This window comes from Streptomyces flaveolus, assembly GCF_014648815.1.
Lineage (GTDB): Bacteria > Actinomycetota > Actinomycetes > Streptomycetales > Streptomycetaceae > Streptomyces > Streptomyces flaveolus.
On sequence record NZ_BMRV01000001.1, the window covers coordinates 119024 to 143355 of the forward strand.

Below are 24332 nucleotides of genomic sequence, written 5' to 3' on the forward strand. Positions count from 1 at the left end.
CGCCCGCCTTCCGCCGCGTTCATCCCTCGGACGGATGCGGGGTCGAGCCGTACGCCGTCAGGAAGCGGTCGCGGAAGGAGCTCATCCTCCACACCGGGGCGTCGTGGGCGGGACGGAGGCCGTCGGTCCAGTTCCAGTCGTCGATCGCGTCGAGCACCTTCGGGTCCTTGGCGACGATCGAGACGGGCACGTCCCGGCTCGCCCCTTCCCCGCTGACCCGGGCGATCGGCTGGTGGTCGCCGAGGAAGACCAGGACGGTGTCGTCGGTGCCGTAGCGCTCCAGCCACTGGGTGAGGCAGGTGACCGAGTACTGGATCGACTTGCCGTACTCCTCGCGGGACTTCGTGGAGTCGGCGATGACGTCCTGCGACTTCTCGCCCGCCGCCTCGATGCCGTCGAACACCGAACCGTCGCCGAGTTCGTCCCAGCCGACGATCCTCGGGATCGGAGCCCACGGCTGGTGGCTGGAGGTCAGGATGATCTCGGCCATCAGCGGCCTGTCGCGCTTCCTGCCGTGCTCCAGCCGCTGGAAGGCCTCCAGCGCGTACTGGTCCGGCATGGTCGACCAGCTGAACTTCGGGCCCTCGTACCCGAGCCGGTAGGCGTTGTAGACCTTGTCGAGCCCGTGGAACCTGGCCTCCGGCCAGGCCTTCTGCACGCCCGGCATGATGCCGACCGTGTCCCAGGCCCCGGTGTCGCCGAACATCTTCGTCAGCGTGCGGTGGTCGCCCGACGTCACGGTGCGGTAGCGCTGCTGGTTGTCCACCCACAGGCCGGACAGGAAGGTGGAGTGGCCCAGCCAGCTGCCGGCGCCGTACGTCGGCGAGGTCAGCCAGCCGCTCTTCGCCCGGTAGCCCGCCCCGGCCAGCGCCTTCGTGCTCGCGTCGAGCGTCCGGTCCACGCCGGGGGCCATGACCGGGTCCTCGATGGCGCTGCGGCCGTAGCTCTCGATGAAGGTGAAGATCATGTCCTTGCCGCGCAGATCCGGCACCAGTTGCCCGCCGGGCGTGGCACCGAAGGCGTCGGCCCTCGCCTCCTCGGCGAAGGCCGCCTCGTCCCGCACCGTGTCCACCACCCGCTCGGTCTGCGCCCGGAGGGCGTACGCGGCCCGGCCGGAGGCGAGCGGCATGCCGAAGGCGTGCAGGCCGAGGATCGAGCAGGTGATCCACACGGTGCCGGCGGCCAGCACCCCGCGCATCGCCCGCTCCCGGTGCCCGGCCAGCAGGTCGCCCAGCCGGACCGTCGCCAGGATCATGCACACCAGCAGGAGGAGCGCGAGGGCGACGGCGCCGAGCGCGGCCAGGGTCGCGACCGTCCCTCCGAGCGAGTCCTCGACGTAGCTGCGGGCGTCGTCGAGCAGTCCCCAGTCGAGCACGACGTTGAAGCCGCGGCCCAGGTACTCGCCGAAGCCCATGTCCAGCAGGTTCAGCAGGGTCAGTACGCCCAGGCCCGCGCCGTACAGCACGGCCACGATCCGCCGGGGGCGGCGCGGCAGGCCGAGCAGGACGGCGGCGCCGACGATCGCCTCCGCCGGGATCTGCGTGAAGCGGTTCGGCTCCAGGGCGATGTAGGTGTTCGGCAGCAGCAGCGCGGCGAGGACGAGGACGGCCGCCAGGGCCGTGGTGGTCCGGCGGAGGACGCGGGCGGGGACGGGGTGGCGGGTGCGCCAGGTGCGCCAGTGGGCGAGGCGGGCCTTGAAAGGGTGGAGTGCGGGGCTCGCCGTGGGGGCACTGGGCCGCGGAGCGGGCTCGGGGGCCGACTCGACGGCGGCCCCCGGCGCCGTCTCCGTCTCCGTTTCCGTGAGGCCGGTGGCGGTGGCGGTGGCGGTGTCGGTATCGGCGTCGGCGGCCGTGTGCGGTGGCCGGCGGAAGCGCGTGAAGACAGGCACCCGAAGGTCCTTCCCTGTGGAACCCGGTGGACGGCGGACCCGGCGTGGGGGCCCGGGTCCGCCGCACTGTCGTACGTCCCGGGCGCGGGGTGCGTTCAGCCTGCGCGATCACGTCTGCGATCACGTCCCCGCGCACGTTCTCGGAAGCGTCTCGGAACGCGTCTCGGAACGCGTCCGCATGGTGAAATCCGCTGGGCTGTGGCAGCGTGATTCTCGCCACCTCTGATAGGAGTAGCGCTCAGATGAGCGGATCTTGACCGAGTCCACTTCTCCAAACTGTGGCACTGAGTGCCATAGCTTGATCGTTCATCGATCGAACTCAAACGTAGAATATGGCGCTCAGGTGAGCGGCTTGAGGTGTCTACGGGAGTTGATTCGTTCAAGAAGTGAAAACACAAGCCGCCGCTCGCTTGCCAAGCCTTGACTTTCAATCCGCTGGCGGACGGGTGGTTACAGGCGCATGACGCGCAAGTGGACGTACCCAGGTGCCTTCGATCTGGGTACATTCCCTGCCGTCAGGGCAGCCACCGCGTCCTCGAGGAGTCGAGACCCGTGTCGGAAAACAAAGAACCCCAGGTAGCCGAGCAGGGCACCGGCGTTGAGGGCGTGAAGTTCGTCTACGACTTCACCGAGGGCAACAAGGACCTCAAGGACCTCCTCGGCGGCAAGGGCGCCAACCTCGCCGAGATGACCAACCTGGGCCTTCCGGTCCCTCCCGGCTTCACCATCACCACCGAGGCCTGCAAGACCTACCTCGACAGTGGCGAGGAGCCGGCGGCACTGCGTGACGAGGTGAGTGCGCACCTCGACGCCCTCGAGGCGAAGATGGGCAAGAAGCTCGGCCAGGCCGACGACCCCCTCCTCGTGTCGGTCCGCTCCGGAGCCAAGTTCTCCATGCCCGGCATGATGGACACCGTCCTCAACATCGGCCTCTCCGACAAGTCGGTGCAGGGCCTGGCCAAGCAGGCCGGCGACGACCGCTTCGCGTGGGACTCCTACCGCCGCCTCATCCAGATGTTCGGCAAGACCGTCCTCGGCGTCGACGGCGACCTCTTCGAGGAGGCGCTGGAGAAGGCCAAGGAGGCCAAGAAGGTCACGGTCGACACCGACCTGGAGGCCGCCGACCTGAAGAAGCTGGTCACCGCCTTCAAGAAGATCGTCAAGAAGGAGGCCGGCCGGGACTTCCCGCAGGACCCGCGTGAGCAGATGGACCTCGCCATCAAGGCGGTCTTCGACTCCTGGAACGGCGACCGCGCCAAGCTCTACCGCCGCCAGGAGCGCATCCCGCACGACCTCGGCACCGCCGTCAACGTCTGCTCCATGGTCTTCGGCAACCTCGGCCCGGACTCCGGCACCGGCGTCGCCTTCACCCGCGACCCCGCCTCCGGCCACCAGGGCGTCTACGGCGACTACCTCCAGAACGCCCAGGGCGAGGACGTGGTCGCGGGCATCCGCAACACCGTGCCGCTCGCGGAGCTGGAGCAGATCGACAAGAAGTCGTACGACCAGCTGATGCAGATCATGGAGACGCTGGAGAACCACTACCTGGACCTGTGCGACATCGAGTTCACGATCGAGCGCGGCCAGCTGTGGATGCTCCAGACCCGTGTCGGCAAGCGCACCGCGGGCGCGGCCTTCCGCATCGCCACGCAGCTGGTGGACCAGGGCCTGATCGACGAGGCCGAGGCGCTCAGCCGCGTCAACGGCGCCCAGCTCGCCCAGCTGATGTTCCCCCGCTTCGACGAGAGCGCCAAGGTCGAGAAGGTCGGCCGGGGCATCGCGGCCTCGCCGGGCGCGGCGGTCGGCAAGGCGGTCTTCGACTCCTACACCGCCGTGAAGTGGTCCCGCTCCGGCGAGAAGGTCATCCTCGTCCGCCGTGAGACCAACCCCGACGACCTGGACGGCATGATCGCCGCCGAGGGCATCCTGACCTCGCGCGGCGGCAAGACCTCCCACGCGGCCGTCGTCGCGCGCGGCATGGGCAAGACCTGTGTCTGCGGCGCCGAGGAGCTGGAGGTCGACACCAAGCGCCGCCGGATGACCGTGCCCGGCGGGCACGTCGTCGAGGAGGGCGACGTGATCTCGATCGACGGCTCCTCCGGCAAGGTCTACCTGGGCGAGGTCCCGGTGGTCCCGTCCCCGGTCGTGGAGTACTTCGAGGGCCGGATGCACCCGGGCGCCGACGACGCCGACGAGCTGGTCGAGGCCGTGCACCGCATGATGGCCTTCGCCGACCGCAAGCGCCGGCTGCGGGTGCGCGCCAACGCCGACAACGCCGAGGACGCGCTGCGCGCCCGCCGCTTCGGCGCCCAGGGCATCGGCCTGTGCCGTACCGAGCACATGTTCCTCGGCGACCGGCGCGAGCTGGTCGAGCGGCTGATCCTGGCCGACACGGAGGCCGAGCGCGAGGAGTCCCTGAAGGAGCTGCTGCCGCTGCAGAAGCAGGACTTCGTCCAGCTCTTCGAGTCGATGGACGGCCTCCCGGTCACCGTCCGCCTGCTCGACCCGCCGCTGCACGAGTTCCTGCCCGACATCACCGAGCTGTCGGTCCGTGTCGCTCTCGCCGAGTCCCGTCAGGAGCCGCACGAGAACGAGCTGCGCCTGCTCCAGGCCGTGCACCGCCTGCACGAGCAGAACCCGATGCTGGGTCTGCGCGGCGTCCGGCTCGGCCTGGTCATCCCCGGCCTGTTCACCATGCAGGTCCGGGCGATCGCCGAGGCCGCGGCCGAGCGCAAGGCGGCCAAGGGCGACCCGCGCGCCGAGATCATGATCCCGCTGGTCGGCACCGTCCAGGAGCTGGAGCTCGTCCGTGACGAGGCCGACCAGGTCATCGCCGAGGTCGAGGCGGCCACCGGCGCGAAGCTCAAGCTGTCGATCGGCACCATGATCGAGCTGCCGCGCGCCGCGCTGACCGCCGGTCAGATCGCCGAGGCCGCGGAGTTCTTCTCCTTCGGCACCAACGACCTGACGCAGACCGTGTGGGGCTTCAGCCGCGACGACGTGGAGGCCAGCTTCTTCACGGCCTACCTGGAGAAGGGCATCTTCGGCGTCTCCCCGTTCGAGACGATCGACAAGGACGGCGTCGGCTCGCTCGTCGCCGCCGCCGCCAAGGCCGGCCGCGAGACCCGCCCCGACCTGAAGCTCGGCGTCTGCGGTGAGCACGGCGGCGACCCGGAGTCGGTCCACTTCTTCCACGAGGTGGGTCTGGACTACGTCTCCTGCTCCCCGTTCCGCATCCCGGTCGCCCGCCTGGAGGCCGGCCGCGCGGCGGTCACCTCGAAGGGCAGCGACCACCGCTGACCCCGCGCGGGGCACGCAAGACCCCGGAGCCGCCGTCTGTCACCCGACCACCCTCACCGATCGGCGGCGGCTCCGGCTCACGAGAAGGGGCGGCACCCTGTGCGGGGGTGCCGCCCCTCGCGTTTCCGTGCGTCCGCTGTCCGCTGTGCGTGGGCTGTGTCAGGGGTGTGACTCTTCTTTCAAAGTTGCACCACAACCATCGGGTTCACCCGTTGGTCATCTGCACGATGGTCCTACGCCCCTGACAGTAGTGAAACGACGCCGGAAATGGTGGACGGATGTCCCAGACGGAGCAGGCAAGGCCGGTCGACAAGGCCGCGGAGCACGACGGTGCCGAGGTGGTGGCGCCGGAAGTGTCACCACCCGCCGCCGGTGCGCGCGTGGACGTCCCGGCCGGGCCGGTCGTCCGCGGCAACCGGCTCGCCGCGCTGGACGGGCTGCGGTTCCTGGCGGCCCTCGCGGTGGTGCTCTTCCACTTCGTCGGCCAGACCCCCTGGGGCATGATCGCCATCTGGGGCCGCCCTTACCAGGAGACCTTCCCCGACGCGCACCGCTACTTCGCCTTCGGACGGCTCGGCGTCGACCTGTTCTTCCTGATCAGCGGCTTCGTCATCTGTATGAGCGCGTGGGGGCGCACCCCGCGCGACTTCTTCATCTCCCGCGTCACCCGTCTGTATCCCATGTACTGGGTGGCGATCGCGGTGTCGGCGAGCGTCATCTACCTCTTCGACACCCCGTTCGGGCACCCCAACCCGCGCGTGCTCTTCGCCAACCTGACGATGCTGCAGACCCCGCTCGGGGTGGACAACCTCGACTCGGTCTACTGGACGCTCTGGCCGGAGCTGTGCTTCTACCTCACCTTCGTGGTGGTGGTGTGGAAGGGGCTCACCTATCAGCGCGTGGTCATCTTCTGCGGGCTGTGGACGGTCGCCGCGGTGCTGGCGCCCAGCGCCCACATCCCGCTGCTCACCCTGATGGTGAACCCGACGTCCGCGCCGTTCTTCATCGCGGGCATGGCCTTCTACCTCATGTACCGCTACCGGCCGACTCCGCTGCTGTGGGGCATCGTCGCCATGTCGTGGCTGCTGGCGCTGCACTTCATGCTGGCGCCGCGCGGGGGCCGCAACAACTGGGAGACCTGGGCGCCGTGGCGCGGCTGGCTGGTCCTGGTGACCACGGTGTTCTTCCTGCTGATCGCGGTGATCGCGCTCGGCTGGACCAGCAGGATCCGCTGGCGGTGGCTGACGGTCGCGGGGACGCTGACCTTCCCGCTCTACCTGCTGCACGACGTCATCGGCATGACCGTCGCCCACCGCTTCGGCGACCGGGTCGATCCCTGGCTCCTGGTCGGGGTCACCGTGGCGGGCCTGATCCTGCTGTCGTACTTCGTACAGCGGTTCGTGGAACGCCCGATCGCGGTGGCCATGCGGCGGCTGCTGAGCAGCGCCGCGTTCAGTCTGGAACCGCCCAAGCGACGCCGCTGAGCGGACGGGGCGGGCCGGGAGCGAGTCGTTCCCGGCCCGTCGCCGTTCCGGAGCCGGTCAGCGGGTGCCGGTGTCCCGGCGCCTGCGCGCCGCCAGGAGCAGGCCGCCGCCGGCGAGCACGACGACCGCGCCGCCCGCCGCGAGGTACGGCGTGTTGTCGTCGCCACCGGTCTCGGCCAGGTCGGTGCCCTGCTTCCCGGCGGCCTGGTCATCTGCGGCCTTGCCGGTGCCGGTGCCGGTGCCGGTGCCGGTGTCCGTGCCCGAGTCCGTGCCCGAGTCCGTGTCCTTCCCGGCGTCCGTGCCCTGGTCGTCGGCGGGCACGAAGTCCGCGGGCGGCTTGTCGCAGCCGACGCCGTCCTTGTCCCGGTCGAGGTGCGCGCCGTAGTGCTCGTCGCCCTTCTCGATGTTGGAGTACCCGGCGTCGTACGCCTCGGTGCAGTTCTTGAAGGGGTGGGTGCCGTCGTGTGCCTCGGCGACGGCCGGCAGGGCGGCCAGGGCCAGAGCGGCGAGGGCCACGGCGGCCGGCTTGCGGAGCAGGTTCATCGAGTGTCCCGGGAATGGTGTGGAGCGGCTGTGTCGGAGGTGCCGAAGCTAGTGAGGTGAGGGGAGTGTGGTGGCGATATGGGGGAGCCGTGACGGGAACGTGACGTGACCGGACGGTAACTGTCCGCTCCCGCCCCTCCGGCGCGTACGGTGAGGTGGGGTCCGGGAGATCGGGAAGGAGCCGTGGATGGCCGGCTGGAGTGTGCGCGACATCCCTGACCAGGGCGGACGGACCGCCGTCGTCACCGGGGCCAACAGCGGACTCGGATACGTGGTCGCCCGGGAGCTGGCGCGCAAGGGGGCGCGGGTCGTGCTCGCGTGCCGCAGCGAGGCGCGGGGCGAGGCCGCCGTGGAGCGGCTGGCCCGCGAGGTGCCGCACGCCGACGTGGAACTGGCGCGGCTCGACCTCGGGGACCTGGCCTCCGTACGGAAGTTCGTGAGCGCGCTGCCGTACGGGCGGGTCGACCTGCTGGTCAACAACGCCGGGGTGATGGCCCTGCCCTACGGCACGACGGCGGACGGGTTCGAGACCCACTTCGGCGTCAACCACCTGGGGCACTTCGCCCTGACCGGACTGCTGCTGCCGGCGCTGCTCGCCGCGCCCGGCGCCCGGGTCGTCACCGTCTCCAGCATGCTGCACGCGCTGGCCGACGTCGATCCGCGCGACCTCAACAACGTACGGCGCTACGGGCGGTGGACCGCCTACGCCCGCTCGAAGTCCGCCAACCTGCTCTTCACGCACGAACTCGCGCGCCGGCTGGCGGCGCGGGACGGCGGCCCGGACGTGACGGCGGCCGCCGCGCACCCGGGATACGCGGAGACCAACCTCCAGACCGCCGGGCCGCGCGCCGAGGGGCGGCGTCTCGCCGAGCGCCTGATGCTGCTCACCAACCGGGTCGTCGCCCAGCCCGCCGAGGCGGGCGCGCTGCCCGTCCTGTACGCGGCCACCGCGCCCGCCGTGGCCCCCGACTCCTTCACCGGCCCGTCCTTCGCGATGTGGCGCGGGGCGCCCGCACCGTCCTGGCGGGCGCCCCGGACACGTGACGACGTCATGGGGGAGCGGCTGTGGGCCGCCTCCGAGCGGCTGACGGGGGTCACCTACGAGGCGTTGCGGACCTGAGCGCGGGGCGTACTAGGCCCGGAACGGTCCGCGCACCTCGTAGGTGATCCCGCCGGACGAACTCCCGCTCGTGCCCCGCTGGCTGGAGAAGTACAGCCGGGTGCCGTCGGGGGAGAACGCCGGGCCGGTGATCTCCGAGCCGGACTGGCCGTCGATGCGCAGGAAGGGGGCGATCACGTCGTTCGGCGTGATCACGCAGATCTCCATGTTGCCGCCGTCCTCCGCCACGAACAGGTCACCGGAGGAGCTGCCGGTCACGTTGTCGACGCCGGTCAGCGGGGCCGTGCCGGACGTCACCAGGGAGTCGTCGTAGGTCAGTTCGATGGTCTGGGCGGCGGCGTTGTACTGCCAGACGCGGTTGTCGCCCTTGGTGGTGAACCAGCAGGTGTCGTCCGCGTAGTAGCAGCCCTCGCCGCCGTTGAAACGCTTGGCGCCGGAGACCTGGTTCCGGGTGGCCGTGGCGCCGGACGGGTCGGGGACCCGCGCCCACGTCACCGGGCCGCTGGTGGCCGACCCCGCGACCAGCACCTCCAGCGTGCCGGTGGACAGGTCGCCCCAGGTCGTCGGGCGGAAGCGGTAGAAGCAGCCGTCGGTGACGTCCTCCGTCAGGTAGATGACCCCCCGGGCCGGGTCGGCCGCCGCCGCCTCGTGCTTGAAGCGGCCCATGGCGTCCCGCCGCACCGCGGCCTTCACGCCCCACGGGTCGGTCTCGTAGACGTAGCCGCGGTCCACCTCCTCGCAGGACAGCCAGGTGTTCCACGGGGTCCGGCCGCCCGCGCAGTTCTGCCGGGTGCCGGAGAGCACGCGGTACGCCGACGTGATCGTCCCGGTGGACGAGAACCGCACGGCGCTCGCGCCGCCGGAGGGGTTGATCTCCGAGTTGGAGACGTAGATCCAGCCGGAGCCGTCCGCGTAGCAGGCGCCGCCGTCCGGAGCGCTGTGCCAGGTGTACGAGGTGCCCGCGACCTTCTGGCCGGAACGGGCGATCACCCTGCTGGTGAAGCCGGCGGGCAGGCGGATGCCGTTGGCGTCGGGCGAGCCGAGCGCTCCGTAGGGTCCGCTGCCGGGCTGGGCGGGGGCGGCGTACGCGGCACCGCGCCACAGGGTTCCGCCGAGGACGGCCGAGCCGCCGACGACGGCCGTGCGCAGGAGGGTACGACGATCCACTGCTGCCTCCGGGTGTCATGACCTCTCCCGCCGCCGGCCGGCGGCGGGAGCGTGCGGTCATGGACCCTAGGACGGCTGGGTTGACGGTCCATGGACAACTCATGACGGCTGGGCGGCGCGTCCCGTTCCCCGGGCGGACGGGTTCCTGCCCCGGCGGCGGGGGGAGGGCTCAGGCCGTCTGGCCGCCGTCCACGACCAGGTCGGTGCCGACCACCGACGACGCGTCGTCCGAGGCCAGGTACAGCACGGCCGCGGTGACCTCCTCCACCGACGAGACCCGGCCGAGCGGCGTCTCGCCCCGCATGCGCTCCGCCCGCCCGGCCTCCGTCTCGCCGGGCCGCAGGGACATGGAGGTGGCCGTGGCGCCCGGGCTGACGGCGTTGATGCGGACGCCGTCGGCGATGTGGTCCAGGGCGGCGCCCCGCGTGAGCACCGAGACGGCCGCCTTGGTGGCGGCGTAGGCGGTGGCGCCCGGGCTGCGCTTGTGCAGGCCGAACGTCGAGGCGATGTTCACGATCGCCCCGCCGCCCGGCTGGGTGCGCATCCGGCGGACCTCCGCCTGGAGGGCGAGGAACACGCCGGTGACGTTGATGTCGAGCTGCGCGTGCCAGTCCTCCTCGGGCAGGTCGGCCACGGGAGTTCCGCCGCGGAAGACGCCCGCGTTGTTGACCGCCACGTCCAGCGAGCCGAAGCGGTCGACGGCGGCCTCCACGACGGCCCGGACGTCGGCGGCCCGGGACACGTCGGCGGCGACGGCCAGCGCCTTGCCCCCCGCCTCCTCGATCAGGGCCACCGTCTCGTCCAGCGGCTCCCTTCTGCGCCCGGCGACGACGAGGTTCGCGCCCTCCCGGGCGAAGGCCAGGGCGACGGCCCGTCCGATGCCGGAGCCGGCGCCGGTGACGAGGGCGGTCCTGCCGGTGAAGCGCTGGGTGGTCATGAATCTCCCCTTTTTCTTGACCGATCGGTTCATTATGAGGGCGAAAGAAACACCCCTCCGGCAGAGGGGTGTCTCAGTCGAGCAGTGCCAGGGCCTGTTCCGCCGCGTCCCGCACCCGCGCCGGGTCCGCCGACGCCTTGCCGACCACCCGCATGCCCTGGAGCAGGACCAGCAGCATCCGGGCGAGGGCCACCGGGTCGCGGCCGGGCGGCAGTTCGCCCCCGTCCCGGGCGCGGACCAGCGACGAGTGCAGCACGGTCTCCAGCTGGTCCCAGTTGCGCTCGACCCGCCGCGCGGCGTCCGGGTCGTGCGGGGCCAGCTCGGCGGCCGTGTTGGTGACGAAGCAGCCGCGCTCCCGCAGGCCCTCGGCGGTCGCCTCGACGGCGTAGCGCCGCACCAGGGACCGCACGCCCGGCAGGGCCGGGCCCGGTCGGGCCAGGTCCGCCAGCAGGTCCGGGAGCAACCCCTGTTCGTAGCGCTCCAGCGCCTTCAGGTACAGCTCGCGCTTGTTGCCGAAGGTCGCGTAGAGGCTGGCGCGCCCGATGCCGAGGTGCTCCACGAGGTCGGACATCGACGTCGCCTCGTAGCCGCGCCGCCAGAACAGCTCCAGAGCTGCCCGCAGCGCGGCGTCCGGATCGAATTCCTTGGTCCTGGCCACGTGTCGCAGGCTAGGTCCTGATAGAACGATCAGTCAAGAAACCGGGTCAGGCGGCCTTCACCTCGTACGTCGCCACCCGCACCGTCTCGTCGTCCAGGCACTGCCCGGTCGTGAGGTCGAAGCGCTGCTTGAGCAGCGGGGAGGCGACGAACGGGCGGCCCCGGTGACTGCCGGTCAGGCCGCGGGAGAGGACGGCCGCGCCGGTGAACGGGTCGCGGTTGTCGATGGCGTACAGCTCGCCGCCGCGGTCGCGGAACAGGGCCACCTGCCCGCCGTCCGGCAGCAGGGCCGCCACGCCGCGGCCCGGGAGCAGGGCGCCGAGGTCGCAGGCCGTGAACCAGTCGTCCGCCAGCCTCAGCCGGACCTTCAGGCCGGTCGTCTCGGGTGCCAGGGTCTGGGGTGCCAGGGTCATCGCCGGGTGCTTCCTTCCAGGACGTCTTCCTCGGTGCGCCGCATGCCGATGTCCAGCAGCGGCAGGTCGGGCTTCATCTGGTCGCGTTCGGGCACGAAGCCGACGACCGGGTCGGGCGTGTCCGGCGCGTTGACGAAGGACACGAACCGGGCCAGCTTCTCGGGGTCGTTGATGGTCTCGGCCCACTCGTCGCGGTAGTGGGACACGTGCGCCCGCATCAGGGACTCCAGCTCGTCGCAGATGCCGAGCGAGTCGTGCACCACCACGTCCCGGACGTGGTCCAGGCCGCCGGGGATGCGCTCCAGCCAGGTGGAGGTGCGTTCCAGCTTGTCGGCGGTGCGGATGTAGAACATCAGGAACCGGTCGATCAGGCGGACCAGTTCGGCGTCGGAGAGGTCCTGCGCGAGCAGGTCCGCGTGGCGCGGGGTGGCGCCGCCGTTGCCGCCGACGTACAGGTTCCAGCCGTTGGAGGTGGCGATCACGCCGAAGTCCTTCGACTGGGCCTCCGCGCACTCGCGGGCGCAGCCCGAGACCGCCGACTTGAGCTTGTGCGGGGACCTGAGCCCCCGGTAGCGCAGCTCCAGGTCGATCGCCATGCGCACGGAGTCCTGGACGCCGTAGCGGCACCAGGTCTGCCCCACGCAGGACTTCACGGTGCGCAGCGACTTCCCGTAGGCGTGCCCCGACTCGAAGCCGGCGTCCACCAGCCGGGCCCAGATCACCGGCAGCTGCTCGACGCGGGCGCCGAACATGTCGATGCGCTGGCCGCCGGTGATCTTCGTGTAGAGCCCGAAGTCGCGGGCGATCTCGCCGATGACGATGAGCTTCTCCGGGGCGATCTCGCCGCCGGGGATGCGCGGGACGACCGAGTACGAGCCGTTCTTCTGGAGGTTGGCCAGGAAGTGGTCGTTGGTGTCCTGGAGGGCCGCCTGCTCGCCCTCCAGGACGTAGCCGCTCGCGCCGATCGCCGGGGCCAGGGAGGCGATGATCGAGCCGACCGCCGGCTTGCAGACCTCGCAGCCCTCACCGCCCCGGGCGTCCTCGCGGCCGTGCCGGTCCAGCAGCTCCTGGTAGGAGGTGATCCGCAGGGCGAGGACGATCTCGTACAGCTCCTCCCGGGTCTGCGCGAAGCAGCCGCACAGGCCCTTGTCGACCTCGACGCCGCTCGCCTCCAGCTCGGCGGTGACCAGCTGGCCGAGCACCTTGACGCAGGAGCCGCAGCCGGTGCCGGCCTTGGTGCACTTCTTCACCTCGGGCACGGTCGTGCACTGGTGGTCGGTGACCGCGCCGCGGATCGTGCCCTTGGTGACGTTGTGGCAGGAGCAGATCACCGCGTCGTCGGGCAGGGCGGACGGGCCCAGCTGGGCCGGCGCCCCGGCACCGGCGGGCAGCACCAGGGACTCCGGCGAGACCGGCGGGACCGAGCCGGTGAAGGCGCGCAGCGTGCCGTAGGCCTCCGCGTCGCCGACCAGGATGCCGCCGAGCAGCGTGCCGTCGCGGCCGATGACCAGCTTCTTGTACAGGCCGGCGCGCGAGTCGGAGTACACGACGTCCAGGCAGTCCTCGGCGGTGCCGTGCGCGTCGCCGAAGGACGCCACGTCCACGCCGAGCAGCTTCAGCTTGGTGGACAGGTCGGCGCCGGTGAACGCCGCCTCGTCCCGGGCGATGGTCGCGGCGGCCGTCTCGGCCTGCTCGTACCCGGGCGCCACCAGGCCGTACACCCGGCCGTCGGCGGCCAGCGCGCACTCGCCGATCGCGAACACGTGCGGGTCGGTGACCGTGCGGCACTGCTCGTCGACGCTGATGCCACCGCGCTCGCCGACCGCGAGGCCGCAGTCGCGGGCCAGCTGGTCGCGGGGGCGGACACCGGCGCTGAACACCACCAGGTCGGTGGCGAGTTCGGAGCCGTCGGACAGCTTCATGCCGGTGACCGCGCCGTCGTCGCCGGTCACGATCTCCTGCGTGCCGACGCCCGTGTGGACGGACAGGCCCATGTCCTCGATGGTGCGCAGCAGTGCGGCGCCGCCGCCCTCGTCGACCTGCACCGGCATCAGGCGCGGCGCGAACTCCACGATGTGCGAGGTGAGTCCGAGTCCCTTCAGCGCGCCCGCCGCCTCCAGGCCGAGCAGCCCGCCGCCGACCACCGCGCCGGTCGTCGCGTTCTTCGCGTACTCCTCGATGGCGAGGAGGTCCTCGATCGTGCGGTAGACGAAGCAGCCCTCGGCGTCCTTGCCGGGGACCGGCGGGACGAAGGGGTAGGAGCCGGTGGCGAGGACCAGGACGTCGTAGTCGACGGTCAGCCCCGAGCGGGCGGTCACCCGGCGGGCCTCGCGGTCGATCGTCTCGGCCGGGTCGCCGACGCGCAGCTCGATGCCGTGCTCGGCGATGAAGGCCGGGTCGGTCACCGACAGGTCCTCGGCGGACCTGCCCGAGAAGTACGAGGTGAGCTGGACGCGGTCGTAGGCGGGACGCGGCTCCTCGCACAGCACGACCACGCGGTGCGTGGCGGTCAGTCCGCGCTCGGCGAGCGCCTCCAGGAAGCGCTGGCCGACCATGCCGTGGCCGACGAGCACGAGGGTGGGGGTGGGCCCCGGGGTGGCGGTCATCAGGAGCCTCCGTCGTTGGTGAGCAGGTGGAGCAGGGGGCCGCCGTCGGAGGGGAGCGGCTCTGCTCCCTCCCAGGCGCGCGCCAGCGCGCCGACGGTGCCGAGTTCGCCGACCAGGACCCCGCCGACCAGCCGGTCGTCGCGGACGACGACCTTGCGGTAGGTGCCCCGGGTGGCGTCGGCGAGCTGCACGACGTCGTCGCCGGGGCGGGGGTCGGTCTCGCCGAACGCGGCGAGGTCGAAGGGGCTGTCCGGCCCGGTGAGGGTGAGCCGGGTCAGGGACCGGGTGCCGGTGTAGCGGGCGGCGCGGTCGCCGGCCAGCAGCGCGGCCAGCACGCCGGCCTGTTCGAGGGCGGGCGCGGCCAGTCCGTACACCGTGCCCGCGTGCTCGGCGCAGTCGCCGACGGCGCGGATGTGCGGGTCGCGGGTGCGCAGCTCGTCGTCGACGACCACGCCCTTCGCGACGTCCAGGCCGGCCGCCTGCGCGAGACCGACCCGGGGCCGGACCCCGCAGGCGAGGACCACCAGGTCGGCGCCGAGGGCGTACCCGTCGGCCATCTCGACCGATCGCACCGCCCCGCCGACCGAGCGCACGTCGCGCACCCGGCACTCGGTGTGCACCTCGACACCGAGGTCCTCCAGATGGCGCCGGACGAGCGCGGAGGCGGCCGGGTCGAGCTGGCGTTCCATCAGCCGCTCGGACTGCTGGGCGAGGACGACCTGCGCGCCGCGCACGGCCAGCGCGCGGGCGGCGGAGACGCCGAGCAGGCCCCCGCCGACGACGACCGCCCGCACCCCCGGCCGTACCGCCTTGGACAGGGCCAGGCAGTCGTCCATGGTGCGGAACGCGTGGACGCCCTCGGGCAGTTCGCGGTCCGGGGTGAACAGGCCGCGCAGCGGCGGGAGCACGGCGTTGGAGCCGGTGGCGAGGACCAGCGTGTCGTAGGCGATCACCGAGCCGTCGGCGCAGCGCACCGTGCGCCCGGCCCGGTCGATGCCGGTGACCCGGGCGCGGGTCAGCTCCGCCGGCGCCGGCAGGGCGGTCACCTCGGGGCCGAACCGTCCGGCCAGCACCTCCGCGAGCAGCACCCGGTTGTACGGGCGGTGCTCCTCGTCGCCGACCAGCAGTGCGGGCGTGCCGAGCTCACCGAGCCGCCGGGCGAGCGTCACGCCCGCGAGCCCGGCGCCGATCACCACCACACGCGCATTCGAGGTCATGGCAACGAGCGTGCGGTGCGGGTGTTACCCGACGGCATCCCCTCTGTTTCCCACGGGGAACGCTGCCCTCAGCGGGGGCGGGGGGTGGGTGTGAGGGGTGCGGCGCCCGTCAGGGAGGGGTGCCGGGCCCGTCGGGGAGGGGTGCCGGGCCCGTGCGGGAGGGGTGCCGGGCCCGTGCGCGAACCTCAGAAGTCCCTCATCTCGATGGACGGCACATCCATCCCGTCCATAGGGTCGCGATCATGCCCGACATATCGCTGACCACGGTCGTTCTGCTGTGCCTCGCCGCCTTCGCGGCCGGGTGGATCGACGCCGTGGTGGGCGGCGGCGGGCTCCTGCTGCTGCCGGCGCTGCTGCTCGGCCTGCCCGCCGGGACCCCGGCCGCGCACGCCCTGGGCACCAACAAGGCGGTCGCCATCGTCGGCACCACGGGCGCGGCGGTGACGTACGCCCGCAAGGCGCCCGTGGACGTGCGCACCGCCGTACGCATCGGCCTGGCGGCCCTCGCCGGGTCCTCCGGCGGGGCCTTCTTCGCCGCCGGGATGAGCACCGAGGTGCTCAAGCCGGTGATCATGGTGGTGCTGCTCGCCGTCGCGGCCTTCGTGATCCTGCGCCCCGCCTTCGGCACCGCCCCGGCCACCGGCCCGGCCACCCGCCGCCAGATCCTCGCCGCGATCGGCCTCGCGGGCCTCGGCATCGGCTTCTACGACGGCCTGATCGGCCCCGGCACCGGCACCTTCCTGGTCCTGGCGCTCACCGCCGTCCTGCACCTGGACCTGGTGACGGCCTCCGCCACCGCCAAGATCGTCAATTGCTGCACCAACGCGGGCGCCCTCGCCACCTTCGCCTGGCAGGGCGCGGTGCTGTGGCAGCTGGCCGCCCTGATGGCCGTCTTCAACCTCGGCGGCGGCATGTTCGGCGCCCACACGGCCCTCAAGAAGGGCAGCGGCTTCGTCCGCGTCGTCCTGCTGACGGTCGTCTTCGCCCTGGTGGCGAACCTCGCGTACGAGCAGTGGCTGGCCTAGGCCTTCCCGTCCCGCCGCAGGTCCAGCAGCTCCACCATCCCGGTCGTGTCCTCCTCCCCGTGCCCCTCGGCGAGCCACCGCTCCATCAGCGCCGTGTACGGCGTCAGCAGCTCCGGGCTCACCCCCTGCTCCTCGGCCGTGCGCAGCAGCGTCGCGTTGCCCGCCACCTGCATCGCGAGGTTGGAGACGACGCCCTTGCCGTAGTCGCCGCTCTCGATCTGGTCGGCCGCCAGATGGACGGAGCCGGTCATCGCGCCGAGCCACGACGCCAGCAGCGGCGCGAAGTCCTTCGGGGCGATGTCCTCCGGGCCGATCAGCGCGAAGGCGTGCACGATGCCCGCGAACATGCCGCTCATCGCGCTCAGCAGCGCCACGTCGTGCAGCGCCGCGAAGCCCGCGTCCTCGCCCACGTAACGGGTGCCGGCCGGGACGGCGAGGGTGTCCCGGTGCTCCTCGAACAGCTCGGGGGAGCCGCTGTAGAAGACGTACCCGCCGGAGTCGGCGTCCCCGATCATCGGCGGCACGGCCATGATCCCGCCGTCCAGGAAACGGGCCCCGCGCGCCGTCGCCCACGCGGCGCGGGCGCGACCCTGGGCGGGCGTGCCGGTGGTGAGGTTCACCAGGTCCCGCCCGGTCAGGTCGGCCCCGTCGAGGGCCTCGCCGACCGAGGCGTCGTCGAGCAGGCAGGCGATCACCAGTCGGTTCGCGGCCACCGCCGCGGCGGCGCTCGGCGCGACCGTCGCGCCCTCGGCGGCGAGGGCCTCGGCGCGGGCGGGGGAGCGGTTCCACACGGTCACGGGATGCCCGGCGGCGAGCCAGGCGCGGACGAGGGCGGTGCCCATGGCGCCGGTGCCGAGGACGGTGAGCGGAACACGGGAAACGGGTGTCTTGGCAGTCATGGTGATCAGACTCCGCCGAGGAGGACGCCCGCTCAAGTACGTACTCGCAAGTGGGTGGTTACCTTGGGGGAAGGATGCAGGCAGTGGGCGGGGACGGGGGACGGGTATGGGGACGGCACGGCGGCCGGGGGCGTACATCTGCGGGATCGACGCGGCGATGGAGGTGATCGGCGGGAAGTGGAAGGGGCTCATCCTGTGGGCGCTGGCCGAGCGGCCGTACCGCTTCGGCGCCCTGCGCCGTGAGCTGCCCGGGGTGACGGAGAAGGTGCTCGCCGCGCAGCTGCGGGAGCTGGAGGCCGACGGCATCGTGCACCGCGAGGAGTACGAGGAGGTGCCGCCACGCGTGGAGTACTCGCTGACCGCCCGGGGCGTCACCCTCAACGAGGCGCTGGCGCCGCTCGGCGCGTGGGGGAGGGCGAACGTCCTGGACGCCTCACCGGCTGCCGGTGAGGTGGGCGAAGACGACCACGTTCCCCTGGTAGCCGGTACCGCGTGACCAGCCGCCGCCGCAGGTGATGACGCGCAGTTCGGGCCGGTCCGCCGCGCCGTACACCTTCTCGTCGGGGAAGTCGGTCGCCGCGTACACCTCCACCGCGTCCACGGTGAACACCGCGACGCCGCCGTCGCGCCGGTCGACCTCGATCACGGCGCCCTTCTTCAGGGCGCCGAGCCGGTAGAAGACGGCGGGGCCCTCCGCGTTGTCGACGTGTCCGGCGACGATCGCGGTGCCCGTCTCGCCGGGTGTGGTGCCCGCCTCGTACCAGCCGGCGAGGTTCTTCTTCTCGGCGGGCGGGACGTCCAGACTGCCCGTGGGCGTCAGTCCGAGGCCGGTCAGCGGGGCGTCCACGCCGATCGCCGGGACGCGGACGCGGTCGGGCGGGGAGGGCGGCAACGCCGGTGCGCCGGGCGCCTCCCGCGCCCGCCCCGAGCCGGCCTGCGCGGCCGACGGCTGGGGCGGGGCCCCGGCCCGAGAACCGCCGTCGAGGAGATAGGCCCCGGCGCACAGGGCGACCGCGGTGACGGCCGCTATCGCGGTGTTGCCGACCCTGCGCATGACGACCACTCTCCTCGGGGGATCCCCTGCCCCCTCCGGGCCGCGAGGGGCATCGGACCCGGAGGGGGTGGGGAAGTGCGGTACCGGCGGACGGGCAGCGGAGGGTGCCCGTCAGATCCCGTCGCCTCTCGCCCGGCGATGCAGGAGCCAGGTACCGCCCGCGGCGGCGACGGCGAGAGCCGCCACGCCGGCCGCGGTCTGCACGGGGTCGGGGCCAAGAGCGCCGCCGACCCCCGTCTTGACGCTTCCTCGGGGATACACCTGCTCGCGGGCGGCGGTCAGCGTGACCACCAGGTCGCCCGTCACCCGACGGCCGCTCTCGGCGCACGTGGTGACGATCTCGTACGTCCCCGGCTGCGCGCTCGGCGGTACGTCGAACCGCCCGACGACCTCGTCCCCGGGCGTGTCCGGCGCCATCGGGAACCGGCCCGCGCCCACCGCGCCGGCGTCGCCCGTGGCGGCGCCGTCCTCGCCGCACGCCGAGGTGGTCACCACGGCCTCCTCACCCGGCACGACCGAGGAGGGGTACACCTCCAGTCGGCCGGTGGCCGCGGCGTCCCCGCCGTACGCGGGCGCGGTGGCGAGTCCCGCGGCCGCGACGGCGAGCGCGGTACCGGTCAGCAGGCGGGCGGTACGTCGCATCGGTGCTCCTTCGAGCTCTTCGGTGGCCCCTGCCCTACCGAGGAAATCGGCACCGGGCGCGCCCCGCTTGTCGAGCGCGCCCCGCGAATGGGATGAACGGGTGTCACCGACGAGCCCGAAGAGCCCGCCGGTGATCGCCTTTCCGCAGGTCACCGCGGCAGCACGGGGCGGTGGAGGAAAAGATCCGGAAGGGTGCGCGGCGCGCGTGTGAACGGGTGACCGGGCGTCAGGGACGGGACGCAGGAGGTGCGGGCTTGACCTGAAGCAAAGTTGAGGTACCAGGGTGTTCCGCATGACCACAGAGACCGCTCCCCTCCACGTGACCCTGATCGTCGGCAGCAACCGCCACGGCCGCTTCGGCCCTGTCGTCGCCGACTGGCTCCTGGGTCACCTCCGCGACCGCGACGACCTGGTCCCCGAGGTCGTGGACGTCGCCGGGACCGACCTGCCCACGGACCTCGCCCGTACCCCGGAGGCGACCGCCGTGCTGGCCGGGATCACCCCCAAACTGGCGGGCGCCGACGCGTTCGTCGTCCTCACCCCCGAGTACAACCACTCGTTCCCGGCCGGCCTGAAGAACCTCATCGACTGGCACTACGGCGAGTGGCGGGCCAAGCCCGTCGGCCTCGTCTCCTACGGCGGTCTCGCCGGCGGCCTGCGCGCCGTGGAGCACCTGCGTCAGGTCTTCGCCGAACTGCACGCCGTCACCGTCCGCGACACGGTCTCCTTCCACAACGCGGGCGCGGCCTTCGACGACGCCGGCACGCTCCGGGACCCCTCCGGCCCGGACGCGGCGGCCAAGACCATGCTGGACGAACTGGTCTGGTGGGGGCAGGCGTTGCGGGAGGCGAGGCAGAAGCGTCCCTACGGCGCGTGACGACCGCACGGCGGCCGGCACCCCGGGAGGGATGCCGGCCGCCGCCGGGTACCGATGAGCGGTCAGCCCACGTTCACCGCGCTCCACGCCGCGCCCACCGCGGCGTACTCGGTGCTGCCGGCGCCGTACAGGTCCTCGGCGGCGCTCAGGGTGGCGGCGCGCGCCCCCGCGTAGTCCGTGGACGAGGTCATGTGGACCGTCAGCGCCCGGTACCAGACGGCGCCCAGCTTGTCCCGGCCGATCCCGGTCACCGTGGAGCCGTCGCAGGTGGGGGAGTCGTAGCTCACCCCGCCCACGGTCCGCGCGCCGCTGCCCTCGGCCAGCAGGTACGCGAAGTGGTTCGCGACGCCGGACGAGTAGTGCACGTCGAGATCGCCGACCGAGGTGCTCCAGCAGTCCGCGGAGGCGCCGTCCCTGCTGGGCCGGTCCATGTAGCGCAGGGCGTCGCGCCCGAAGCCGGAGCGGACGACCTTCTCGCCGATCAGATAGTCCCCGGCGTCGGCGGAGTTGCCCGCGTACCACTCCACGAGCGTGCCGAAGATGTCGGAGGTGGCCTCGTTCAGGCCGCCGGACTCGCCCGAGTACGTCAGCGCCGCCGTCGACGACGTCACCCCGTGCGACATCTCGTGCCCGGCGACGTCCAGTGACACCAGCGGCCCGAAGGTCGTCCCGTCACCGTCGCCGTAGGTCATGCAGAAGCACGTGTCGTCCCAGAAGGCGTTGTTGTACCGGGTGCCGTAGTGCACCCGGTTGTAGGAGCCCTTGCCGTCGCCCGCGATGCCGGACCGGCCGTGGACGTTCCGGTAGTAGTCCCACGTCACGTCGGTGCCGTACTGCGCGTCCACCGCGGCGGAGGCGCGGTCGGCGGCCGTGCCCGTGCCCCAGTGGTTGTCGGCGTCGGTGAACACCGTCGAGGGCGCCCGGCTGAGGCAGATGGTCAGGAAGCACAGGTCGGTCTTGTTCGCCGCGTCGCCCGTGTACGTGCCGCCGCGCGTCGCGTCCTTGAGCTGGTACGCCGACCCCGACTGCGTCGTCTGGAGCGGCACCGTGCCCCCGTACAGCGACCGGCCGTCGCCCGAGGCCGTCTCGATGGTGTCCCAGGCGTCGATGCGGGCGCCCGTGCGCGCGTCGGTGAGCACCGTGCGCGCGACGGGGTTGCCGAGGGAGTCCAGCGCCGCCGCGTTCGTGCGCCAGGCCAGCTTCGGGGCGCCGTGCAGGGCGTCGACGACCAGCTCGGGCTTGGCGGTGAGCCGCTTCAGGAGCTCGCCCGGGTTGGCGGCGCGCAGCGCGTCCGCGGCCAGGTCGGCGGCCCTGGGTGCCGACAGCTTCGGTGTGACGGTGGCCAGGGAGACGGACGCCCGCGTCGCGCGGTCTGCGCCCCGGTAGTCGCCGTCGGGGGCGAGGTGGACGATGAAGTCGCCGCCCAGGACGGGAAGGTCGCGGTAGGTGCGGTCGTAGCGGACGTGCTGGGTGCCGTCCGCGTCGACGATGACGTCACGGACCCGCGTGTCCTGGGCGCCCGTCAGGCCCAGGCTCGCGGCATGGTCCGCGAGGGCCGCCGCCGCGTGGTCGAGGGCGGCGGCGGGGGTCGGCCCGTCGGCGGCGCCCGCGGTGGGGGAGAGGGCGGCGACCAGGAGGGAGGCGGCGGTGGCGGCGATGCCGACCGTGGTGGGGCGGGAAACTCTGACGTGCCGTATTCGGCTCATCGATCTCCTCGGGACAGGCGCTCTCGGCGCGTGGGGACGCTGGTGCTGACTCGGATTCAAGAGCCCGCCGTATGTCATGTCCATAGCGCTCACGTGGAGATCGTGAGGGGAGAGAATGACCCCCGTGGATGCCGAGCACCTGCCGTTCTTCGTCTACGGGACGCTCCGCCCCGGCGGCCCCCACCACGCCCGTTTCCTCAGCGGCCGCACCCGGGCCGAGGAGCCGGCCCGTCTCACCGGCGCCACGCTGTATCCCGGCCCCGGCTACCCCTACGCCGTCGAGGACGCCGGCGGCGTGGTCCGCGGCGACCTCGTCACCCCCTCGCCGGAGGCGTACGACGACCTGCTGGCCGCCCTCGACCGGCTGGAGGAGTACGCGCCGGGCGATCCGCGCAACCTCTACGACCGCGTGGCCAGGGACGTCGTCCGGGAGGCCGACGGGACGCCCGTGCGCGCCTGGGTGTACGTCGCCGCCCCGGCCGTCGCCGCCCGGCTGCGGGCGCGCGGCGTCCCGATCGAGAGCGGCGACTGGTGGATCCGGTGACGCGGTGGCCGGTGGGTCCGGTGACCGGCCGGCGCTAGGGCGCCACCGTCTCCACCCGCACCGCGCACACCTTGAACTCCGGCATCCGCGAGGTCGGGTCCAGCGCCGGGTTGGTCAGGGTGTTGGCGCGGCCCTCGCCGGGCCAGTGGAACGGCATGAACACGGTGTCGGGACGGATGCCGGTGGTGATGCGGGCCGGTGCCACCGCCCGGCCCCGCCGGGAGACGACGGCCAGCGGGTCGCCCTCGGCCGCCCCCAGCCGCGCCGCGAGCCGCGGGTGCAGCTCCACGAACGGGCCCGGCGCCGCGGCGTTCAGCTCGTCCACGCGCCGGGTCTGCGCGCCGGACTGGTACTGCGACACGACCCGCCCCGTGGTCAGCAGCACGGGGTACTCGTCGTCGGGCTCCTCGGCGCTCGGGCGGTGCGTGACGGGGGCGAAGCGGGCCCGGCCGTCCTCGGTGGCGAAGCGGTCCAGGAAGAGGCGGGGGCTGCCCGGGTGCGGCTCGGCCCCGACGGCGTCCGGCGCGGGCGCCGGGCACGGCCAGAACACCCCGCTCTCCTCCGCCAGCCGCCGGTAGCTGATCCCCGAGTAGTCCGCGGGCCCGCCCGCGCTGGCCCGGCGCAGCTCCTCGAAGACCTCCTCGGGATCGGTCGGGAAGCCCTTCTCCAGCCCCGCACCGTCCCCGAGCCGCCGGGCCAGCCCGTGCAGCACCTCCAGATCGCTGCGCACCCCGTTGGGCGGCGTGATCGCGCGCCGCCGCAGCAGCACCCGCCCCTCCAGGCTGGTCGTGGTGCCCGTCTCCTCCGCCCACTGCGTCACCGGCAGGACGACGTCCGCCAGCGCCGCCGTCTCGGAGAGCACCACGTCGCACACGGCCAGGAAGTCCAGCGACCGCAGCCGCCCCTCGATGTGCGCCGCGCGCGGCGCCGACACCACCGGGTTGGAGCCCATCACCAGCAGCGACCTGATGTCCGTGCCCAGCGCGTCCAGCAGCTCGTAGGCGCTGCGCCCCGGCCCCGGCAGCGAGTCGGGGTCCACCCCCCACACCTCGGCCACGTGGCGCCGCGCCGCCGGGTCGGTCAGCTTGCGGTAGCCCGGCAACTGGTCGGCCTTCTGCCCGTGTTCGCGCCCGCCCTGCCCGTTGCCCTGCCCGGTCAGACAGCCGTACCCCGACAGGGGCCGCCCGGCCCGTCCGGTCGCCAGGCACAGGTTGATCCAGGCGCCCACCGTGTCCGTGCCCTTGGCCTGCTGCTCGGGCCCGCGCGCGGTGAGCACCATCGCCGCCTCCGGCGCGCAGAACAGCCGCACCGCCTCCCGGAGTTCGGGAACGGACACCCCCGTGATCCGCTCCACGTACTCCGGCCAGTGCGCCATCGCCGCGGCCCGCGCGTCCTCCCAGCCCGCCGTGCGCTCCTCGACGTACCGCGCGTCGACCCGCCCCTCGGCGACGACCAGGTGCAGCATGCCCAGCGCGAGCGCCAGGTCGGTGCCGGGCCGGGGCGCCAGGTGCAGGTCGGCCTGCTCGGCGGTCCTCGTGCGGCGCGGATCGACGACGATCAGCGTGCCGCCGTTCTCGCGCAGCTCGTTGAAGTAGCGCAGCGACGGCGGCATCGTCTCCGCCGGGTTCGACCCGACGAGGATCACGCACCCGGTCCGCGGAATGTCCTCCAGCGGGAACGGCAGCCCCCGGTCGAGACCGAACGCCTTCGTGCCGGCCGCCGCCGCCGACGACATGCAGAACCGCCCGTTGTAGTCGATCTGCGAGGTCCCCAGCGCCACCCGGGCGAACTTGCCCAGCGCGTACGCCTTCTCGTTCGTCAGACCGCCCCCGCCGAACACCCCGAGCGCGTCCGCGCCGTACTCCTCCCGCGTGCGCGCCAGGTTCCCGGCGATCCGGTCCAGCGCCTCGTCCCACGAGGCCGGCACCAGCGCGCCGTCCCCGCCGCGGACCAGCGGCGAGGTCAGGCGAACCCCCGACGAGAGCAGCGCCGGCGCGGTACGGCCCTTGCCGCACAGCGCGCCCCGGTTCACCGGGAAGTCCGCGCGCTCGGTCACCTCGACGCTCCCGTCGGCGGCGGGCGTCAGGTTCATCCCGCACTGCAGCGCGCAGTACGGGCAGTGCGTGGGCGTCGAGGTGTTCTGCATGCCGACCAGCGTGCGTCGCCCGTGTTACGCGACCGGGCGGCCGATTGTTACGCCGCCGGGACGGTGACCTCCCCGCCGCCCCCCGGCCACGGTGAGGCCGTGGCCGG

Annotated in this window: 20 protein-coding genes; 7 read left to right on the plus strand and 13 right to left on the minus strand. The window is 72.8% G+C overall.

All coding sequences use genetic code 11. The features are described 5' to 3' along the window. Positions 1–19 precede the first annotated feature (19 nt). Positions 20–1888: an alkaline phosphatase family protein gene (locus IEZ05_RS00515; protein WP_189227916.1), complete on the minus strand. Its 1869-nt coding sequence runs from the start codon at positions 1886–1888 to the stop codon at positions 20–22. A gap of 552 nt (positions 1889–2440) precedes the next feature. Here IEZ05_RS00515 and ppdK point away from each other — a divergent pair. Both ppdK and IEZ05_RS00525 read left to right on the plus strand, forming a co-directional pair. Continuing rightward, on the plus strand, positions 2441–5188 hold the full coding sequence (ppdK, locus tag IEZ05_RS00520) for a pyruvate, phosphate dikinase (RefSeq protein WP_189227917.1): 2748 nt from the start codon (positions 2441–2443) through the stop codon (positions 5186–5188). A gap of 278 nt (positions 5189–5466) precedes the next feature. After that, on the plus strand, positions 5467–6672 hold the full coding sequence (locus IEZ05_RS00525; RefSeq protein ID WP_189227918.1) for an acyltransferase family protein: 1206 nt from the start codon (positions 5467–5469) through the stop codon (positions 6670–6672). A 57-nt stretch (positions 6673–6729) separates the two neighbouring features. On the opposite strand, the gene IEZ05_RS00530 is transcribed toward IEZ05_RS00525, so the two are convergent. Next, positions 6730–7215: an excalibur calcium-binding domain-containing protein gene (locus IEZ05_RS00530; RefSeq protein ID WP_189227919.1), complete on the minus strand. Its 486-nt coding sequence runs from the start codon at positions 7213–7215 to the stop codon at positions 6730–6732. A 187-nt stretch (positions 7216–7402) separates the two neighbouring features. Between IEZ05_RS00530 and IEZ05_RS00535 the strand changes: the two genes are divergently transcribed. Continuing rightward, complete coding sequence (locus IEZ05_RS00535; RefSeq protein ID WP_189227920.1) at positions 7403–8335, plus strand: oxidoreductase; 933 nt, start codon at positions 7403–7405, stop codon at positions 8333–8335. Positions 8336–8347: 12 nt separating this feature from the next. Here the strand turns inward: IEZ05_RS00535 and IEZ05_RS00540 are convergent, their stop codons facing one another. The 6 genes from IEZ05_RS00540 to IEZ05_RS00565 all read right to left on the minus strand — a co-directional run bounded on the left by IEZ05_RS00540 (position 8348) and on the right by IEZ05_RS00565 (position 15332). Then, positions 8348–9502, minus strand: a complete 1155-nt coding sequence (locus tag IEZ05_RS00540; RefSeq protein ID WP_189227921.1) for an alkaline phosphatase PhoX — start codon at positions 9500–9502, stop codon at positions 8348–8350. Between the two features lie 169 nt (positions 9503–9671). Beyond that, positions 9672–10439 (minus strand): SDR family NAD(P)-dependent oxidoreductase, encoded by a 768-nt coding sequence (locus tag IEZ05_RS00545; RefSeq protein ID WP_189227922.1) that lies wholly within the window; start codon positions 10437–10439, stop codon positions 9672–9674. A 73-nt stretch (positions 10440–10512) separates the two neighbouring features. After that, the gene (locus tag IEZ05_RS00550; RefSeq protein WP_189227923.1) at positions 10513–11097 is read right to left on the minus strand and encodes a TetR/AcrR family transcriptional regulator; all 585 of its coding nucleotides are present in this window, start codon (positions 11095–11097) and stop codon (positions 10513–10515) included. A gap of 46 nt (positions 11098–11143) precedes the next feature. Continuing rightward, complete coding sequence (gene nirD / locus IEZ05_RS00555) at positions 11144–11509, minus strand: nitrite reductase small subunit NirD (protein WP_189227924.1); 366 nt, start codon at positions 11507–11509, stop codon at positions 11144–11146. Further along, positions 11506–14115, minus strand: coding sequence for a nitrite reductase large subunit NirB (nirB, locus tag IEZ05_RS00560; RefSeq protein WP_189227925.1), 2610 nt, complete (start codon positions 14113–14115; stop codon positions 11506–11508). The genes nirD and nirB overlap by 4 nt, the downstream gene beginning before the upstream one ends. Further along, complete coding sequence (locus IEZ05_RS00565) at positions 14115–15332, minus strand: NAD(P)/FAD-dependent oxidoreductase (RefSeq protein WP_189227926.1); 1218 nt, start codon at positions 15330–15332, stop codon at positions 14115–14117. The genes nirB and IEZ05_RS00565 overlap by 1 nt, the downstream gene beginning before the upstream one ends. Before the next feature lie 242 nt (positions 15333–15574). On the opposite strand from IEZ05_RS00565, the gene IEZ05_RS00570 reads away from it, so the two are divergent. Beyond that, on the plus strand, positions 15575–16357 hold the full coding sequence (locus IEZ05_RS00570; RefSeq protein WP_189227927.1) for a sulfite exporter TauE/SafE family protein: 783 nt from the start codon (positions 15575–15577) through the stop codon (positions 16355–16357). On the opposite strand, the gene IEZ05_RS00575 is transcribed toward IEZ05_RS00570, so the two are convergent. Next, the gene (locus IEZ05_RS00575) at positions 16354–17256 is read right to left on the minus strand and encodes an NAD(P)-dependent oxidoreductase (protein ID WP_189227928.1); all 903 of its coding nucleotides are present in this window, start codon (positions 17254–17256) and stop codon (positions 16354–16356) included. The genes IEZ05_RS00570 and IEZ05_RS00575 overlap by 4 nt on opposite strands. A gap of 106 nt (positions 17257–17362) precedes the next feature. On the opposite strand from IEZ05_RS00575, the gene IEZ05_RS00580 reads away from it, so the two are divergent. Next, positions 17363–17752 (plus strand): winged helix-turn-helix transcriptional regulator, encoded by a 390-nt coding sequence (locus IEZ05_RS00580; protein WP_189227929.1) that lies wholly within the window; start codon positions 17363–17365, stop codon positions 17750–17752. Here the strand turns inward: IEZ05_RS00580 and IEZ05_RS00585 are convergent. Further along, a complete protein-coding gene (locus IEZ05_RS00585) occupies positions 17690–18310 on the minus strand; it encodes a class F sortase (protein ID WP_189227930.1) in 621 nt (206 codons plus the stop codon). The two genes, IEZ05_RS00580 and IEZ05_RS00585, sit on opposite strands and share 63 nt — an antisense overlap. 111 nt (positions 18311–18421) lie before the next feature. Continuing rightward, entirely contained in the window at positions 18422–18952 is a 531-nt protein-coding gene (locus tag IEZ05_RS00590) for a hypothetical protein (RefSeq protein WP_189227931.1), read from the minus strand. Between the two features lie 292 nt (positions 18953–19244). Here IEZ05_RS00590 and IEZ05_RS00595 point away from each other — a divergent pair, with 292 nt between their 5' ends. Continuing rightward, complete coding sequence (locus IEZ05_RS00595) at positions 19245–19829, plus strand: NADPH-dependent FMN reductase (protein WP_189227932.1); 585 nt, start codon at positions 19245–19247, stop codon at positions 19827–19829. Between the two features lie 62 nt (positions 19830–19891). Here IEZ05_RS00595 and IEZ05_RS00600 read toward each other — a convergent pair whose 3' ends face one another. Continuing rightward, positions 19892–21535, minus strand: a complete 1644-nt coding sequence (locus tag IEZ05_RS00600; RefSeq protein ID WP_189227933.1) for a M4 family metallopeptidase — start codon at positions 21533–21535, stop codon at positions 19892–19894. Between the two features lie 115 nt (positions 21536–21650). Here IEZ05_RS00600 and IEZ05_RS00605 point away from each other — a divergent pair, with 115 nt between their 5' ends. Continuing rightward, positions 21651–22079, plus strand: a complete 429-nt coding sequence (locus IEZ05_RS00605; RefSeq protein WP_189227934.1) for a gamma-glutamylcyclotransferase family protein — start codon at positions 21651–21653, stop codon at positions 22077–22079. A gap of 34 nt (positions 22080–22113) precedes the next feature. Here the strand turns inward: IEZ05_RS00605 and IEZ05_RS00610 are convergent, their stop codons facing one another. Continuing rightward, positions 22114–24225 (minus strand): molybdopterin oxidoreductase family protein, encoded by a 2112-nt coding sequence (locus IEZ05_RS00610; protein WP_189227935.1) that lies wholly within the window; start codon positions 24223–24225, stop codon positions 22114–22116. Positions 24226–24332: the final 107 nt, after the last annotated feature.